At 44.2% G+C, this 18101-nt stretch carries 19 protein-coding genes; 15 read left to right on the top strand and 4 right to left on the bottom strand.

From position 1 onward, the window contains the following. Positions 1–21: 21 nt before the first annotated feature. From D829_RS0102540 to thiI, 3 genes are all read left to right on the top strand, one after another. Positions 22–774 carry a lytic transglycosylase domain-containing protein gene (locus D829_RS0102540; protein ID WP_017687266.1) on the top strand — a complete coding sequence of 251 codons (753 nt, stop codon included), beginning with the start codon at positions 22–24 and terminating at the stop codon, positions 772–774. A gap of 172 nt (positions 775–946) precedes the next feature. Next, positions 947–2095: a cysteine desulfurase family protein gene (locus tag D829_RS0102545; protein WP_017687267.1), complete on the top strand. Its 1149-nt coding sequence runs from the start codon at positions 947–949 to the stop codon at positions 2093–2095. A 5-nt stretch (positions 2096–2100) separates the two neighbouring features. Continuing rightward, the gene (gene thiI / locus D829_RS0102550) at positions 2101–3342 is read left to right on the top strand and encodes a tRNA uracil 4-sulfurtransferase ThiI (RefSeq protein ID WP_026080966.1); all 1242 of its coding nucleotides are present in this window, start codon (positions 2101–2103) and stop codon (positions 3340–3342) included. Between the two features lie 123 nt (positions 3343–3465). Here the strand turns inward: thiI and D829_RS0102555 are convergent, their stop codons facing one another. Next, positions 3466–4176: a TerC family protein gene (locus D829_RS0102555; protein WP_017687269.1), complete on the bottom strand. Its 711-nt coding sequence runs from the start codon at positions 4174–4176 to the stop codon at positions 3466–3468. Between the two features lie 87 nt (positions 4177–4263). On the opposite strand from D829_RS0102555, the gene D829_RS0102560 reads away from it, so the two are divergent. The 7 genes from D829_RS0102560 (at position 4264) to D829_RS0102590 (ending at position 10447) form a co-directional block, all read left to right on the top strand. Then, positions 4264–4920 (top strand): TerC family protein, encoded by a 657-nt coding sequence (locus D829_RS0102560; RefSeq protein WP_017687270.1) that lies wholly within the window; start codon positions 4264–4266, stop codon positions 4918–4920. A 122-nt stretch (positions 4921–5042) separates the two neighbouring features. After that, positions 5043–5384 (top strand): hypothetical protein, encoded by a 342-nt coding sequence (locus D829_RS0102565; protein ID WP_017687271.1) that lies wholly within the window; start codon positions 5043–5045, stop codon positions 5382–5384. 247 nt (positions 5385–5631) lie between these two features. Next, the gene (locus D829_RS0102570; RefSeq protein WP_017687272.1) at positions 5632–6126 is read left to right on the top strand and encodes a hypothetical protein; all 495 of its coding nucleotides are present in this window, start codon (positions 5632–5634) and stop codon (positions 6124–6126) included. Positions 6127–6303: 177 nt separating this feature from the next. Continuing rightward, the gene (gene typA, locus D829_RS0102575) at positions 6304–8148 is read left to right on the top strand and encodes a translational GTPase TypA (protein WP_017687273.1); all 1845 of its coding nucleotides are present in this window, start codon (positions 6304–6306) and stop codon (positions 8146–8148) included. A gap of 299 nt (positions 8149–8447) precedes the next feature. After that, positions 8448–8744 carry a YlaH-like family protein gene (locus D829_RS0102580; RefSeq protein WP_017687274.1) on the top strand — a complete coding sequence of 99 codons (297 nt, stop codon included), beginning with the start codon at positions 8448–8450 and terminating at the stop codon, positions 8742–8744. Positions 8745–8834: 90 nt separating this feature from the next. Further along, entirely contained in the window at positions 8835–9896 is a 1062-nt protein-coding gene (locus D829_RS0102585) for an LCP family protein (RefSeq protein ID WP_017687275.1), read from the top strand. Positions 9897–9994: 98 nt separating this feature from the next. Beyond that, entirely contained in the window at positions 9995–10447 is a 453-nt protein-coding gene (locus tag D829_RS0102590) for a pyridoxamine 5'-phosphate oxidase family protein (protein WP_017687276.1), read from the top strand. 7 nt (positions 10448–10454) lie between these two features. On the opposite strand, the gene D829_RS0102595 is transcribed toward D829_RS0102590, so the two are convergent. Continuing rightward, positions 10455–11150, bottom strand: a complete 696-nt coding sequence (locus D829_RS0102595) for a YhcN/YlaJ family sporulation lipoprotein (protein WP_017687277.1) — start codon at positions 11148–11150, stop codon at positions 10455–10457. Between the two features lie 152 nt (positions 11151–11302). On the opposite strand from D829_RS0102595, the gene D829_RS0102600 reads away from it, so the two are divergent. Both D829_RS0102600 and D829_RS0102605 read left to right on the top strand, forming a co-directional pair. Beyond that, the gene (locus tag D829_RS0102600; RefSeq protein WP_017687278.1) at positions 11303–12637 is read left to right on the top strand and encodes a PhoH family protein; all 1335 of its coding nucleotides are present in this window, start codon (positions 11303–11305) and stop codon (positions 12635–12637) included. A 221-nt stretch (positions 12638–12858) separates the two neighbouring features. Further along, positions 12859–14130 carry an extracellular solute-binding protein gene (locus tag D829_RS0102605; RefSeq protein WP_017687279.1) on the top strand — a complete coding sequence of 424 codons (1272 nt, stop codon included), beginning with the start codon at positions 12859–12861 and terminating at the stop codon, positions 14128–14130. Positions 14131–14132: 2 nt separating this feature from the next. Here D829_RS0102605 and D829_RS0102610 read toward each other — a convergent pair whose 3' ends face one another. Next, positions 14133–15212, bottom strand: coding sequence for a hypothetical protein (locus D829_RS0102610; protein ID WP_017687280.1), 1080 nt, complete (start codon positions 15210–15212; stop codon positions 14133–14135). Positions 15213–15394: 182 nt separating this feature from the next. After that, positions 15395–15631, bottom strand: a complete 237-nt coding sequence (locus tag D829_RS0102615) for a DUF2626 domain-containing protein (protein WP_017687281.1) — start codon at positions 15629–15631, stop codon at positions 15395–15397. 313 nt (positions 15632–15944) lie between these two features. Between D829_RS0102615 and D829_RS0102620 the strand changes: the two genes are divergently transcribed. The 3 genes from D829_RS0102620 to D829_RS0102630 all read left to right on the top strand — a co-directional run bounded on the left by D829_RS0102620 (position 15945) and on the right by D829_RS0102630 (position 18079). Continuing rightward, on the top strand, positions 15945–16595 hold the full coding sequence (locus D829_RS0102620; protein WP_017687282.1) for an RsfA family transcriptional regulator: 651 nt from the start codon (positions 15945–15947) through the stop codon (positions 16593–16595). Between the two features lie 150 nt (positions 16596–16745). Continuing rightward, positions 16746–17705 carry a 2-dehydropantoate 2-reductase gene (locus D829_RS0102625; RefSeq protein ID WP_017687283.1) on the top strand — a complete coding sequence of 320 codons (960 nt, stop codon included), beginning with the start codon at positions 16746–16748 and terminating at the stop codon, positions 17703–17705. Beyond that, positions 17705–18079, top strand: coding sequence for a DUF3397 domain-containing protein (locus tag D829_RS0102630; RefSeq protein ID WP_017687284.1), 375 nt, complete (start codon positions 17705–17707; stop codon positions 18077–18079). The genes D829_RS0102625 and D829_RS0102630 overlap by 1 nt, the downstream gene beginning before the upstream one ends. Positions 18080–18101: the final 22 nt, after the last annotated feature.

The following is an 18101-nucleotide window of genomic DNA, read 5'->3' on the forward strand; positions in this document are numbered from 1 at the left end:
ATACGGGAGTGGGTATAACTCATGCAGATTGATCCAAACGGATCGCGGCAGTTGTTGGAACTGCAATTGTCCAATGTGAATAACCAAACCAGTGGATCACAATCGGATGCTGGTTCAACAGTGGATTTCGCCAATGTGATGGACGGGCTGTTAGGTACGGGTGCCAATTCGACGAGCAATACAGATTCCACCGCTACGGTCTCCAAAAGATCCAGTGATGGTTTGTTGTGGCTGCAACTCGGAAGCACGTACAATCCGGATATAAATACGGCAGGATCGTCCTCTGTCTCCAGTAACATCGTTGAGTCTTTATTATCTTCATCCAATACAGGAATCGTGAATTCCGGTGCATCTGTACCTACGGATTATGAATCTTTGATTGCCGAGGCAAGTGCGAAGTACGGTGTTCCTGAATCATTGATCAAGGCCGTTATTGACACAGAGTCCAATTTCAACCCAAATGTGGTGTCCTCTGCCGGTGCCAAAGGGCTTATGCAATTAATGGATGGCACGGCTGCAGGGCTGGGTGTGAGTAATTCATTTGATCCTGCCCAGAACATTGATGCGGGTACGAAGTATCTTTCCCTTCAGCTCCAGCGTTTCGGTGGAGAAGTGAAGATGGCACTTGCTGCATATAATGCAGGACCAGGTCGTGTTTCACGTCTGGGTGTGTCGAGTGATAGCGAACTGATGAGTGTACTTAACCGTCTCCCTTCCGAAACTCAGAATTATATCTCCAAGGTGGAGAAGGCACAGTCGAAATATGTGATCTAAACTCACAGATAGACATTTGTGAAAACACATGATAGGCAGGATGAGATCAAATGTGGGAGCAGTAGCGCTTGAAACGCCTGTTCCCGGTTGGTCTTTTTGTGTTGTATGGGTATCGTGTTACAATGCTCACTGTAGGTTCATGAACGAAGAGATAAGGGAGGTCTAACCTCATTTGAAATATTTTGATTATGCTGCAACCACACCTCCCCATCCTGATGTGATTCGTACGATGGCCGAAATTATGGAGACACAATTTGGTAATCCGTCCTCCATCCATGGGTATGGAGAGCGTGCCGATCAGTTGCTGCGTCGTGCTCGATCCGGATGTGCTGCGGCAATCGGCGTTAAGCCTGAAGAGATTGTATTTACTTCCGGTGCGACCGAGAGTAACAATCTCGCGATAAAAGGTGCGGCATTACGTTATCAGTCACGAGGCAGACACATCATCACTACGGCTACCGAGCATGCCTCGGTGTACGAAAGTTTTATACAATTGCAGCAGTGGGGATGGGATGTGACGTTTATTCCTGTCAATTCCGCTGGTGTGGTGAATGCTCAGCAGGTTGTAGACGCGATCAGGCCCGACACGGTGCTTGTGAGTCTGATGCATGTAAACAATGAAACAGGAGCCATCCATCCGATTGCAGAGATTGGCAAACAGCTCAAAAAGAAAGCACCACGGGTGCTCTTCCATGTAGATGGTGTTCAGGGTTTTGGGAAAATGGAGGCGACACCTGCCGCTTGGGGTGCAGATCTGTACAGTCTGTCTGCTCACAAGATTCGTGGACCGAAGGGAGCAGGTCTCCTGTATGTGCGAAGTGGAGTGGAGCTTACGCCACTATTGTCAGGAGGATCACAGGAGCAAGGCCTAAGAGCAGGCACAGAAAACGTGGCGTTGCTGGTAGGCATGGCAAAGGCCATGCGAATGGCAGCAGAAGATCAGGTTGATTTTGCCCGGCGTACAACGGTGCTCCGTGATCGATTGATGGAAACGATACGTGTTATTCCTGAATTTGAATTGAACAGTAGCCCAGAGGGTGCACCTCATATTGTGCACTTCTCCTATCCCGGGATGAAGGCAGAAGTGGCGCTGCACACCTTGGAGCAACTTGGCGTAACCATATCGACCCAATCTGCCTGTTCTTCGCGTTCGGCTGAACCGAGTCGGGCTCTACTTGCGATGGGCAGAGATGCAGCTTGTGCTGGTGGCGGATTGCGTATTAGTCTTGGAGATGAACATACAGAAGAAGATGTAGCCTTGCTTGAACAGGCTTTACATCAGATGGTGGCGCAATTGCGGCCCCTCGAAAGGCGGATGTAATGGATATGAAATATGATATGCTGCTTCTCCGTTTCGGAGAGTTTATGTTAAAAGGGAAAAATCGTGCCCGATTTGAGAAAACGATCATTACACAGGTGAAAGCTTTGCTTAAACCTTATCCAGGAGCGAGCCTTCGCAAAGAATATGGCCGTGTCTATGTGGATCTTGGCGGTGAATCACATACTGAACTGATTAAGGTGCTGAAGCGGGTATTCGGTGTGATGTCGATTAGTCCGGTTAAAGTTACTCCATCCGAGCTTGATGAGATTGTGAAAACAGCAGTCGCATTTATGGACGAAAGGGAAGACGAATTCAAGGAAGGCACCACATTTAAGGTAAATGTAAGGCGGGTATGGAAAGAGTTCCCGAACTCTTCCCATGAAATGAATCATCTGGTCGGTTCCCCGATCCTTCGGAAGTTTCAGCAATTGAGTGTTGATGTTCGCCAACCTGATATTGAACTGCGAGTGGAAATTCGTGATCAGGGTACCTATATTTTCAACGAAACCATTCCGGCAGTAGGTGGCTTTCCACTGGGTACGAATGGAAAAGCGATGGTACTGCTATCAGGTGGAATAGACAGCCCGGTGGCAGCCTGGTCTTCCATGCGCCGTGGACTTGAAGTGGAATGTGTACATTTTTACAGTTACCCGTTCACAAGCGAGCGCGCCAAAGAGAAAGTCATTGATTTGGCACGTGCCCTTGCTGATCATGCAGGAACAATCAAGCTGCACCTGGTTCCATTTACAGAGATCCAAACGGCATTTACCCAGCTGGGTCAGGACAATCTGATTATTACGCTGATGCGACGTTCAATGCTACGAATTGCATCCAAACTTGCCGAGCGTGAGCGGGCACTCGCACTGATCACCGGGGATAGCCTGGGCCAAGTAGCGAGTCAGACTCTTCCGAGTATGAATGTCATTGGTCGTGCTACGGATCTGCCACTTTTGCGACCACTGGTTATGATGGATAAACAGGAGATCATTACCCTGTCCAAACAGATCGGAACGTATGACATATCTATTTTGCCATATGAGGATTGCTGTACTCTCTTTGTGCCAAAGTCACCTTCAACCAATCCAAATCTTCGAATTGTGGATAAAATTGAATCTACAATGAGCCATCTGTCAGAATGGGTGGATCAAGCGGTGGAACAAACTGAAACGATTACTCTGCATGCCGGTGAAACTTCTGTGGTATCGAATCAGACAGGTGATAATGACATGAAGGATGACTGGTTCTAAAATCAACAAAAATTAGCATGCCTTACATAATAAGGGCTATGTAAACTGCAAAAAAAGGACTGTTCGATGAAATATCGTTCAGTCCTTTGCTGTATTCAGATGTTAATTTTAGTTTAAATTAGCCTACGAATAGGAGCGCTGCTGTTCCCCGCCAGATCCCTTGTGGCTGGAGCTACTGGAGCGTTTGCGATAACCTGCAAAGACTACGCCTGCAATAACCACAACGATGAAGAGAATGCGCAATGCCGTATGTTCAGTAAAGTAAGGCAAGAGTCGCTGCTCCTCAGTGATCATATTAGAAGCCGTATACCCGAGAACAATGGCTCCGACATAGATGATCCAAGGAAAGTGATTAATTAGCTTGATAAACAGGGTGCTGCCCCAGACGATAATGGGTACGCTGATCAGGAGTCCGAGAATGACAAGCACGAGATGCTGCTGTGCAGCTCCGGCGACTGCAATCACATTATCTAATCCCATGGCTGCATCCGCGATTACGATGGTACGAATAGCCGTCCACAGAGAAGTTCCTGCCTGGATATCATTGTGTTCATCTCCCTGATCCGCCAATAATTTATAGGCGATCCAGATCAGAAGTATGCCTCCCACAAGCAAGAGCCAAGGCACCTTAAGCAACCATAAAACAACAACCGTTGCCAAAATTCGAATCAGAAGTGCGCCGCCCGTTCCGTATAGAATCGCCTTTTTCTGCACGGAAGGGTGCAAATTTCGAGCTGCAAGACCAATGACGATGGCGTTGTCTCCAGCCAAAATGAGATCAATAAAGACAACGTTCAGCAAAGCCAGCCAGAATGTGGGGCTAAATAGCTCCATGTGATATGTCACTCCTTATATACGGTTCAATCATTAAGAATAGCATGGACAACTCTGACATACAAGTTAATGTGGGGGGATGAGGACATGGATACACTCTGGCTTTTAACTGAAATCTTAATGATCAATCTGGTATTGAGTGGAGATAATGCGGTTGTTATTGCGCTTGCCAGTAAGGATCTGCCACCGATACAACGGAAAAAGGCGGTATGGTGGGGGGCTTTTGGTGCCGTTCTGTTACGCTGTGTATTAACCTTCGTAGCGGTATTACTGCTGGGGATTCCGTTTATCCAAGCTGCAGGTGGGCTGCTGCTACTCTGGATTGCAGTAAAGCTGCTGCTTCAAAATGAGGATGAAGTACATATTCGAGAAGCTTCTACGACCTGGAAAGCTATTCAAACCATTCTGATTGCCGATTTTGTAATGAGTCTGGATAATGTTTTGGCCATAGCGGCTTTGGCAGATGGGGATTTGGCTTTGATCGTCATCGGGATTGCAATCAGTATCCCCATCGTCGTATGGGGGAGCGGGTTGATTGTTGGTTTGTTGAAGCGATTTCCGATTCTTGTATTCGTCGGATCAGGCATCCTGGCCTTCACAGCAGGTGAGATGGTAATGAAAGACCCCAAGTTAGGAGAATGGCTGGGAGGAATGGCATCAGAAGCTCATATGTTATTACCGATTGTTATGTCTTGTTTTGTTGTTATCTTGGGAGTATTTAAAAAAAATGTACGGATAAAGTGAAGTGTTAATATAGATGGTTATAAATAGTTTAAAATACTTTTTTGTAAAAAAATTATAGAATAATATATATTTTTGTGGTATTATCTGGTTGTGATTGAATTATAATTTGGAAGGTGAGATCAATGAAAAAAATATCAATTATCCTGTCTGCTTCTATTTTATCACTCTCTATGGTGACACCAGCATTAGCATCCAATGCTTCTACACTTAATGTAATTCAGGCGTCTCAAAGTGTATCATCAATTAAGGATCCAATAACTATTCAAAATCATTCTAAAAACGTTAAGATTGTAAAATATTATCCAACATCTGAATATGTTGAATCCATGATTCCATTATCAATAAGTTACAGTGCAGAGGTTCAAGATGGATATTATGGAATTCTTAAATTGTCATCAAGCCCTAAGATTGTAGGAAGTAACTGGACGGTAGTATATTCCGGAACTGTTCAGGAGCTAGATTGATCATCACCTATATTTACAAGGTAATTCGTTAATAGTAAAATGAAATTAGAATCCCATCTAATCTAAGATGGGATTCTAATTTTTTGTAAGAAAAAATAGAGTGATCATTCTTAACATATTGAAATCAAAATGCAGTTTTCTTGTGAAAATGGATAAACTAGACGCAGGACAATGAAAGTGTCATCATGAAACGCTAGTTGATTAAAATTTACAATATACATAGCCATAGTATAAGAGGTGATTGTAGATGAGGATGAGAAATGAAAAAGCGATTGGACTATTTATTGTAGCTGCGGGAATTATTATTCTGCTTGGCAAGTTTGGCGTGTTTGGATTTATTGGTCGTAATTTCTGGCCTTTGCTGATCCTGCTGCCAGGCATCGCCCTTCATGCGTTATATTATGCGCGTATTTCACCATCGTGGTCACTCGTTCCTGCCGGCATACTAACGGTGTATGGTGTTTTATTCAGTATAACAAATACATGGGGCGCTGGACTTATGAGCAGGCTGTGGCCAGCATTCTTGCTTGGGATCGCCATAGGGTTACTCGAATATGGTATGGCTGAGCGGCGAAGACCGGATTATGTGCTACCTGCAGCTTTGATCCTTGGTGCGGTGTCCATCATATTATTCGCATTTACCTTGCTGCAAACGGGAATAATCTATGTACTTGCTGTCCTTTTGATCTTGGGCGGAGTCTGGTTATTGCTTGGACGAGGACGTCAAGGTAGAGGCTGGTAACATTTCCAGTGGTCTTCTCGTGCGAAATATCTTGATTTTTACCTATAATAAACTATAATATAAGGGATATAGACATGCGTCGGGATATCACCGACGCTTATTTTGTGAGTAACCTGCGAAATTGCGGGAAGTTTAAGTAGATATGATTTGAAATTGGAAAGGATATGGATACAAAACATGCATTCAAGAGAACACATTCGCAATATTGCGATTATTGCCCACGTCGACCACGGAAAAACAACACTCGTTGACAAGTTGCTCCAGCAATCCGGTACTTATCGAGATCACGAAACGGTACAGGAGCGCGTAATGGACTCCAACGATTTGGAGCGTGAACGCGGTATTACGATTTTGGCCAAAAACACGGCTATAACTTATAAAGATTACCTGATTAATATTGTGGATACACCAGGACACGCCGACTTCGGTGGTGAAGTTGAACGTATCATGAAAATGGTTGACGGTGTATTGCTCGTTGTTGATGCTTATGAAGGCTGTATGCCACAAACGAAGTTCGTACTTCGTAAAGCACTTGAGCATAACCTGACACCAATCGTTGTTGTAAACAAAATTGACCGTCCAGCGGCTCGTCCGACTGAGGTTATTGATGAAGTATTGGACCTGTTCATTGAACTGGGTGCCAACGATCAACAACTTGAATTCCCTGTTGTATATGCTTCCGCATTGAACGGAACATCCAGCATGGATAATGATCCTGCCAAACAAGATGACAACATGATGGCGATCTACAATACCATCGTTGGTCATATCCCACACCCTACCGAAAATGTTGAAGAACCGCTTCAATTCCTCGTTACTTTGATGGACTACAATGAATACCTTGGCCGTATTGCCATTGGTCGTGTTAACCGCGGTGTGATCCGTCAAGGACAATCGGTAACGGTTATTATGCGTGATGGTAAGAGCAAAACTGCACGTATCGAGAAACTGTTCGGTTTCCAGGGTCTCAAACGTATTGAGACGGAAGAAGCAGGAGCAGGCGACATCGTTGCGATTGCAGGAATCAAGGACATCAACATTGGTGAAACCATTGCCGACCCTAACAACCCGGAAGCTTTGCCAGTTCTGAAAATTGATGAGCCAACACTGCAAATGACGTTCCTCGTGAACAACAGTCCGTTTGCGGGTCGTGAAGGTAAATGGGTAACTTCCCGTAAACTTCGTGAACGTTTGTTCAAAGAGTTGGAAACAGACGTTTCCCTTCGTGTTGACGAAACGGAAAGCCCGGATGCATTTGTCGTCTCCGGACGTGGTGAGCTTCACTTGGGTATCCTGATTGAAAATATGCGTCGTGAAGGATATGAGCTTCAAGTATCCAAACCAGAAGTTATCGTAAGAGAAGTTGAAGGTAAGAAAATGGAACCTGTTGAGCGCTTGTTGATTGATATCCCTGAAGAGAGCATGGGTTCCGTAATGGAGAGCCTGGGCGCACGTAAAGCAGAGATGGTTAACATGGTTAACACAGGTAGTGGTCAAGTTCGTCTGGAGTTCCTGATTCCAGCACGTGGTTTGATCGGATATAGCACCAACTTCCTGACATTGACTCGTGGTTACGGTGTAATGAACCATGCATTTGACAGCTATGCTCCAGTAGTATCCGGTCAAGTGGGTGGACGTCACCAAGGCGTGCTGATCTCAACTGAAACGGGTACATCTACGTTCTATGGCATGATGGGCGTTGAGGATCGCGGTACGCTCTTCTTGGAGCCGGGTACTGAGATCTACGAAGGTATGATTGTTGGTGAACATACACGTGACAATGATATCGTTGTTAACATCTGCAAAGAAAAACAACTGACTAACGTTCGTTCTTCCGGTAAAGATGATACGGTTAAAATTAAAACTCCGATTATCTTCTCGTTGGAACAGGCGCTTGAATATCTGAATGAAGATGAATATTGTGAGATTACACCAAAATCTATTCGTCTTCGTAAGAAGATCCTGAATAAATCCGAGCGTGAGCGTTCAGAAAAACAACGCAAAATGGCTTCTAAAGCCTAATAACAACAAAATAAACTATATAAGTTAGCATTTGATGGAATACAGAAGTTAACGATGTTATGCACAGTGGATGTAGTGAAGGGATCGGAATCGATTCTGAAGAAGCGAAGCGTTCGCCTTTATCCCCGGATTTTACCATTGAGTGAATGGATAAAAAAAATCTGGGGATAACAGCGATCATAAGAACGATCCGATACCGAAACGGTCACCTCCGATGTGTGTTTTACTCAGAGTTATCGAAAGGGTTTCACAATAGTTAACTTATATCCTAGCATGAACACGAAAGGAGCTGGCTGTGCATGCAAGCATGGTTCGCATCACACCCGATCGTAGCCTACATCGTCATCTTTGTATTGATTACTTACGTATATAACAAGGTGTTTCGGGTACGTCAGAAATTGCCACTTGGTAAGGAAATCGTTCTCTATATTTTGATGGCGATGGGCACATTCATGCTTCTTGTTTTTCAGATCGACAAGCTGCCCATCATTCAATGTTTGTTGGTCGCGGTTGGTTTGATGTTGTTAGTGAGAGTGCGTTATTTTATTGAAGGTCGTCAAAAGAAAAAAGCGGAAGCTACCGCTCGAAACTCATAAATCCTGTCTTGTACAGACCATCCGTTTTCCTTAGGGAAAGCGGTTGTCTTTTATTTAGACAAAAACAGATGTGATAAAGGTGTTGAAGATATGAACTCAAATTCGAACGGACTGCCTCCACGGAGACAGGCACCGACGCAATCTGGTGCTTCTGGATCGAAGAATGGCAAGGGCAAGCAGCCTAAGAAGAAAAAGAGAATGAATGCTTTTGGCAGAATCCTTTTAAGTCTATTGGTTATTGCCATTGTGGTAGGCGGTGGATATGCGTACTGGGTATACAATCAAGTCGTGGATACAGGCATCGATAAACCGGTACCTCCCGGGATGTCAGCCACAACCAAACCGATCACGATGCTGTTATTAGGCACAGATAACCGTCCTGAAACTGGCACATATCTCTCGGATGTTGTTATGGTGGCTTCATTGAATCCGGAGACGAAGACGGCAACCATTGTATCTTTGCCTCGAGACACGCGTATTCAATTGGATGGGTACAAAGCGAGCAAGCTGAATTCCTATTATCCAAGATTCAAAGCACAGGAAAAAACCACTGGCAAAAATGCAGAGGATCAGATGAAGGAAATGATGGGCAAGTATTTGGATGTAGATATTAATTATACAACCGTCCTGAATTTCCAGGCATTCCGTGACGCTGTCAATGCCGTGGGTGGCGTAGATGTGACTGTGGATAAAAATATGTGTTATAGAGATACAGCCGATGGTACAGATATCAATCTGGTCGCAGGCGCACAACATCTCGATGGTAAAGCAGCACTGGATTTTGTTCGTTACCGCAAATCCAATTGTAATCCAAAGACTGCTGAATCCAATGACTTTGATCGTAACAAACGTCAAAACCAAGTGCTGAACTCCATGCTGGATCAGATGAAATCTCTTGGGGGCATTACAAAGATCAGCAAAGTGATTGGTGCAGTTGACAAGAACATGACGACAGATGTGGAATCGGAACAAATGAAAAACTTTATCTCGACGTATTGGAACATTTCCACCTCGGATGTACATTATACTCCGGTTACCGGAGAGTGGAGAAGTCCATATGTGTATATTAATGAGACGGAACTCGCCAATGCCAAGCAGGCATTACAAGATACACTTTCAGGTAAAGTAACGGCTTCACCTTCAGGCGAATAACCTTCATTCTTTTGGGATTGGAAGCACGTTAATCGGTATGCTATAATAACATAAACCAAGTATAAGAATTGCATAAAGAAGGTTAGGGGGCTGGTTGAATGTCCGAAGCCGTCACACAATTAACTGAATCTCTTTTACAGCAATTCAAGAATGAGACCTTTGTGCTTCTGAGCACAGTGGATGTAGAATCCGGAGGTCCGACTTCAACAGCCATCTCCTGGATTTATGCGGAGAATGCTTCTACTTTTCGTGTAGCGATCGATCATCGTTCACGTTTAGTGAATAACATGATTACTAATCCGCTCATTACGGTTACTGTCTTTGGAGAAGAGACGGTGTACGCAGTGAACGGACGTGCTGCGGTACGACAAGATCCGCTGCTGGACGTTCCATTTAATATGTGCTGTTTCGACATTACAATTGAAGCGGTGAGGAATGCTCTGTTCTACGGCGCTCAATTGTCCTCTGTGCCTCAATATGTCAAAATATATGATCAGCGTGCTGCTGAGAAATTAGATGAGCAGGTTTTTGCTGCCATGAAAAAAGCCTAGTGAGAGATCACTGGGCTTTTTGTTGTCTTTTGTCAGATGAATGCAGCTGCTGCATTTGTTGTTTTTGATTCACAGGTTCATCCGGATTTTGACGGACTTTGACGTCTTTCGGGAGTTGAGGGATAATTCGTCCCACCATGTCAGCGATTTCTGAAGCAAAACCGGAGATTGGGTGCCCTTGACGAATATGTTCACCGATCTCTTTAATTCGTTCAGTGACATCTGCATCTGCAGTAACGATGGAATCTATACCTTCGGGGTCTTTGCGAAGTGCTTCGGCAACAGAGTACTTAATGGTACCCACCCGAGCACGTTCCAGTTCACCATCAACATCGATGCCAACTACGGCTGTATTACCGAGTATGACGCAGTTCGCATCTTCAACACCTTCCACTTGCTTGGCAAGGGCTTTGAGGTGATTGACTCGTTTTTCATTTGGCATCCGGCCACTCTGTGCATCATCCGCAATGTTGGTATCATGGACTTCACCTGTATTCTCATTGAGACGGTCCAATCGTGAAGGATTCATCCGATCTTCCTGTGCATTGAGCATGTGAGATCCTTTCCTTTGATCTTGCTGAGTTGTTACATTTCCTCCGTAACCTTTCGCATGTGTACCTTGATTCGGCGAAGCGCTGCGTGTGGAACTGTTGCAACCTGTAAGTATAAAGATCAGAAGCAGCGTGCAAACCCATATTTTCATAAATGTTCATCCTTTCTTGGAGTTTTTCAGAATGGTTGACAATTATTTTGCCCTAGTCGAATACATTTATGTATGGGATCATGATTGTCCATGCCGCTGCTGAAAGATCACACTATTCATGCCTTTAACGACGCCGCTTTGGAGGGGATTGAATGAAAAAGATTTTTGTATTGGATACCAACGTGCTTCTGCATGACCCCAATGCCATATTTGCCTTTGAGGAACATGAGGTAATCATTCCCGCGGTTGTACTGGAGGAGATCGACTCCAAAAAAAGAAATGCCGATGAAATTGGGCGTAATGCCCGTAATGTATCCAGACTGTTAGATGGATTACGAGAGCTGGGTCACTTGCACAGCGGGGTACCTTTGGCTAATGGAGGTAACCTGAAAGTAGAGCTGAATCATCGGAGTTTCGTGAGAGTTCAGGAAATGTTTGGTGAAGTGTCCAACGATAATCGCATTTTGGCTGTCGCACTGAATTATCAGATTGAGGAGAATGAAAAGGAAGTAGTCGAAAGACAGGTCGTGCTTGTCAGTAAAGATGTACTTGTGCGTATCAAAGCGGATGTACTTGGTCTGTTCACACAGGATTACTTATCAGATCGGACGGCAGGACTCAGTGAGTTATATCCAGGTTATACGGCCCTAAAAGTTCATCCGTCAGTGATTGATGAGTTTTACACATATCGTTTTTTACCGATCAAACCGTTGCAGTTGTCTTATTCGTTGTATCCGAATGAATTCGTCATTCTCAAAGATGAGATGGGAACCAATAAATCTGCTTTGCTTAAAGTCAATACAGAGGGAACAAAGCTGGAGCCGCTTTTCCTCAGTAATGATAATGTTTGGGGTATCAGCGCACGTAACGCACAACAACGCATGGCACTGGAACTGCTTTTGAATGATGACATCCCGCTTGTTACCATCACTGGCAAAGCTGGAACAGGGAAAACCTTGCTGGCACTGGCAGCAGGACTGCTTAAGGTAGAGGATGATCATAAATACAAAAAACTGTTGATTGCTCGTCCTGTCGTTCCGATGGGGAAAGATATCGGTTACTTGCCCGGTGAGAAGGAAGAAAAACTCCGTCCATGGATGCAGCCGATTTATGATAATCTCGAGTTTTTGTTTGACACCAAAAAAGCCGGAGATATCGATAAAATTCTAATGGGGCTTGGCAGTATTCAGGTGGAGGCCTTAACGTATATTCGTGGAAGATCGATACCTGGACAGTTTATCATTATTGATGAAGCCCAGAACCTGTCGCGCCACGAAGTGAAGACCATTGTATCAAGGGTCGGTGAAGGCAGTAAGATTATTTTGATGGGAGACCCCGAACAGATAGACCATCCGTATCTTGATTCTGCCAGTAACGGTCTGACGTATATCGTGGAACGGTTCAAACAAGAGGGAATCAGCGGACACATCATGCTCGAAAAAGGAGAACGGTCCAAGCTGGCACAGCTTGCAGCTGATTTATTGTAATATTTAGGGGATTTATTTCCCGGAAAATGTTGTTATTAAAGCCGGCTCCTGAAGCCGGCTTTTTGCTGAAAAAATAAGTAAGCGTTATTACACAGAACTCGATATGCTCGTATTATGCAAAAATCCGAAAAAGTGTTTTTCGGCAGGGTAGGACAAGAGTACTACTTATTTGTTACAATAACTGCTGCAGGAAAAAACTAGGTGAACAGGGAGGGAAGTTAATGAAGCGTAGACATCAGGTTGTTTTATTCGCGGTATTGCTGCTTTCGTTAACGATCTTGTCACCGAGTTTTGACTTTAGAGGTTCGCAGCTCAATCAGGAACGCGATCAGGAGAAGGATGCTTTTCCTGGGTCTTCGTCCCGTAATGAAGATGCTCAAGCTCCGCTGGAGATTGTAGTGGCCATGTCGGATGAAGAGTTTCAAGCCTTTCAAAAAATAGCTAAAGAAGTTGCTGCTTCCCAGCTGGTAGAGATTAATCTTCGGAATGAGAAGCCGGATACATATAAGCATGTTTTGGATCTTGAATTTTCACTAGGGGAGAACGGTGATGTTGTTCTGCTTGATAGTGAGGAAGTGCAATACTATGCCCAAAAAGGGTACCTGTATCCATTAAACGGAACAACATTATCGAAGTCGCTAGGAGATACGATGGTTGGGTTACGGGGAATGACAGAGTGGAATGGTTATCAGTGGGGAATGCCTTTTGATTTTGATCCGTACATTCTGGCTGCACAATCTTCATTTCTGAAGAGAGCTGGTCTGGAGTCATTACCTCGCAATAAAGATCAGTGGGTCAAACTTACTCAACAAGCCGTTGCGGAAGGCATCCCTTTGATTACAATGAACATCAATGATATGTACGGGACGAATGCGTGGCTGAATCATTTGGAACCGAGAATGGCACCAGATCAAGTTAAACGAACACAATTAGATTCGCAAACAAGGGATCTTCAGCAAGGTATTCAGTTGATGAATCAGATTCAGACTCTTATTAGGCTTGAGTCTACCAATTCGGAATTCTCTCCAACTGCTGACCAGAACGGCACACCGATGGTTGTATCATTGTTATCTCAATTATTAAGTGCGGATCAAGCGAGTACAGTGGATAAAGATTCTTTGGAGCGGATTTCTTTCGAAACCTTGGAAACTGTAAACTCCAGAAGCCTTGTCATTACTGCGGGTTCGGTTGAGGCTGAGGAGGCCAGTAGATGGATTGAAGGAATGACGTCCGCTACGACACAGCTGAAATGGTACCAACAGGTTAACCGGTTGCCCGCAAAGCAACAGGAACTGGATATGGAGTCTGAGAAAATCGTTGAACGTTATGACATGACAAAGGGACAATCCTGGTTCCCGACCACCCCAGATGTCCCTGCTGCAACGACCGAAAGTCATGCTCTAATAACTCGTTTTCATAAAAAAGTACAACAATTCTTAAAGGGAGAAATTACAGCGAATCAATACGTAGACAGTATTAGAACGACGAATTAACTTTAAAAAGATATAGCCAGCGTTACTTCCAGTACACCCTCACTTGTTGAAACATCGGTTGCTTTGACAAACGACAGGATTTTCTGTGGATAGAACCCAAGGTCAAATTCTCTTTCCAGCATTCGGCGAGTGGTGTCTGGTAATTCAAGCTGGTTGAATACAAGTTTGTCCACATGAAAACGAATGGAGTTTTGAGGTTCATTTTCTACCGTATAATGTCCTTCGATGCTTAATTGCAACTCATCCCGCTGACCGGAAGCTATAATCTTATCCTGATTAAACTGAAAGGCAAAGTCTTCAAAGATGGGATTTTGGGAACGTAGAAATGCATTAAGCTCATCCTGACCAATTCGAATCGTATACGTTGTTCCAGTTGTGGATATGCCTCCGTTTTGTTTTTGGATAAAATCGGGCAGGTTCTGCATGGCAGATGCCAATGCTTTGAAATATCGTTTCACCTCATAGATGCCGATATTTTCCCAATAAAGGGTCAATTCATCCATCAGTTTCTGAATCGCTGCCGCATCTCCGCTGGTGGCTATTTGGGCGTCCACTTCTTTTTGCAAGGCGACTACACGTTCCCGCTGGTTTTGAAGACTAGTCTTCATTTCGGATAATTCTGCTGTAGTCTGATGAATCTGAGTGGAAGTCTGTTGCAGGTTGCGATAACGGTCCTGATATTTGTCCAGCACAGCCTGATCCCGTCCGATAATAATCTGGTAATAATCATACAGTACAAACAGGTCTTTGAATGACCTTGCTCCCAGGACCGTCATGAGAAGACTGTCGCGTTCTCCTGTATAGTAGGACCTCACTACAGCTCCGGCCCGATCTTGCTGAATATGTATCTGCTCTTCCTGTTCCTGAAGCTGGACGGATAATGTCTCGTATTGTTGAGCCAGCTGTTTCTGCCTTTCGGTGATGCGTTCGATTTCGTGATCGATTTCAACGATGGATAGACTTTTTTGCAATATTTCACGTGTATCCTCAGGTGAAGACTCTCCATAGGCATGAGCTAATGGTAGCTGGAGGAATAAAATGATGCATAATATAAATGCGGCAATGCCGTTATGACGTCTCACCGATCATTCTCCTTCCACTTCTTAAATGACAATAGTACAGGCTTGTTGTCTTCCAGACAATATATGAAACAAATACGTGAATTATCCTTAGTGGTTACATATCACCATGAACATTCATTTAATCTGAACACAACAAAAAAGCAACCCGACAGATATCGGATCACTTTGATGCTGCAGGTGGATTAGAGCGGCAAACCCATTTCGAATACGGTCCAGTAGCTGAACCCCGTGAATGTTACGATCATATAACCCCAGAAGAGCAATATGTACGTTCGCTCGGTAAATTTCAAGTATCCCAAAATGACAAAAAACGCAGTCTGCAGGAAAAAAAGCAAAGCCATTTCCACCAGATCTCCCGCAAAAGCCATCAGGCCAATTGCAAGCGTAAAGAACCCGAGTACCCGAAACATGCGTGCCACGGTAAATCCTCCTCTCCTAAGTACGATCATAGATTGTCTACACAACATTATACCGGGAAAGGAAAAACGTGTAAACAAATTTGGATATGAAAGCGAATTCTTTTTTGCTCAAAGTAAGTATAGAGGGATATGTTTTACGTATGTCACGTATGAGCAAGCCTGAATGTGGAAATACATTTTAGTATGAAATCAATTCTATGAACTCTATGAGAGGCATAAGAATGAATGAAGCAGCTTTTATACCTAATTCACATACCGGGCTTCCGGTAATGCGGACGGTTATTTTAGGATGTTGTTAGGAGGGTATTATAGCATGACTGCAGTGAGACAGGATGCTTGGAGTACAGAGGACGATTTGATATTGGCTGAGGTTACTTTGCGTCATATTCGGGAAGGCAGTACACAATTGGCCGCTTTTGAAGAGGTGGGCGAAAAAATAGGCAGAACATCTGCCGCATGTGGTTTTCGCTGGAACAGTTGCGTACGTAAGAAGTATGAGTCTGCCATCAGTAACGCCAAGGCACAACGACAAAAACGAAGTTATCTCAGAAAGCAGCCAGCTATGCTCGGACCGCAGGTTGCGGCATTGTCTACACTGGACACGGAAGAACATCTGTACAAATCAGATGGGATTTCAGACGATTCATTATCCATGGATGCAGTAATCCGCTTCCTGCGACAATGGAAAGGAACAGTGCAGGAGAGTAGTCGTCAACTCAAGATGCTGGAGAAGGAGCTTCGGGAGAAAGAAGATGAATTGCTTGAACTGCGTTGTGAGAATGACCGTCTCTCCAAGGAAGTGAATGAAGTACAGACGGATTACCGTGTGGTGAATGACGACTACAAAGCTTTGATTCAGATTATGGATCGGGCTCGCAGACTCGCATTTTTGTCCGAAGAAGAAGAGGAACTTAAAACACGTTTCAAGATGGATGCCAACGGGAATCTGGAACGAATTGAGTAACAAATTCAGACGCTTGATTTGTGAAAGTCAGGTATGAACCCGCCACACCTCCGTTACATAACGGCAGGTATGACGGGTTTTTAGTTTGGTGTTTTTGTTCTATTATAGATAATAGAAGAGCAACTACTGAAGCGGAGAGGAGTGCATCATATGATCATTGACATCGTAGGAGCGGGGGCAATTGGTCTTTTGTATGGCGGGAAACTGCTGGCGTCAGGTAACCAGGTCAGATTTTGGACCAGAACAACTGCTCAGGCAGACCTCCTCAGCCATGATGGAGTAACTATTGTGGAACAAGACGAGCAGATACATATTCTACCGGATCAAATACAGGCGAAACCAATAAGTAAACTGACTGACATATGGAAGAACACACCAGGAGAATGGTTACTGCTCATGGTTAAGCAGACAAGCATCGATGATTTCATTCATGAGATTAGTCCATTGCATGATCATGTGCTGAATATCGCTTGTTTTCAGAATGGGATGGGCCATCTGGCCAAACTTCAAGCAGCTTTGCCAAAGTCGCTTCTGTGTAGTGCGGTTACAACAGAAGGTGCGAAGCGTACACAGAGTCAGGTGACTCGTGCAGGTACAGGTGAAACCAGGCTGGGCAGGTACAACATACATATAGTAGCTTCTACCTCTATAGAGGAGAAGAGAACATTTACTTTGTCGGGATCATTGCAGCAGGCAGGATTTGACTGTACAGTGTCGAATGAAATCGATAAGCTGATATACAGGAAACTATTGATTAATGCAGTCATTAACCCGCTTACAGCACTATGGCGAATCCCTAATGGAGAATTGATCGTCAAGGAAGAACGAAAGAGGTTAATGCGCCAGTTATATGATGAAGTAATGTTAATCTACTCTGCAAGTGGAATATGTTTGGATCAGGATATGTGGGATCAACTAATATCGGTCTGTCGTTCTACTGCCACGAATACTTCCTCCATGCTTGCAGATGTTCTCGCTGGACGCGGTACAGAAGTGAGGTCAATTAATGGTTATATTGTAAGGATGGCTCAGAAGTTGGACCTTGTTGCACCTACACATGAAATACTGCTTGATCTGATTGAAGGAATGCAACCGGAAGGAGTGAATTAATGGGACTTTTTATTGTGTTAAGCATATTGCCCTTTTTTCCGTTCTTTCTTGTCTACTGGGGCATGTACCTATGGAAAAGAGACAAACGGAACGCCATGCGGATGGCAATGGATGTAACCACTTTTTTTCTTGTCTTTTCAGTATCGGCGTTATTCAACTTAACATTTGATTTGAATTTTGGTTTTTATCTGACACTATTACTCATACTACTAGCACTTGGATTCATCGGAGGTGCGCAAAATCGACTAAAGGGGAAGGTCGATGGGGGTAGAATGTTCCGGGCCGTATGGCGCATGACCTTCATCATTATGAGTTTCGGGTATGTTTTGTTTACTTTATTTGGATTATTTAGATACTTCATGAAACAGATGTGAGGTTACATAACGCAAAAGAGGC

The organism is Paenibacillus sp. PAMC 26794, from assembly GCF_000316035.1.
Lineage (GTDB): Bacteria > Bacillota > Bacilli > Paenibacillales > Paenibacillaceae > Paenibacillus.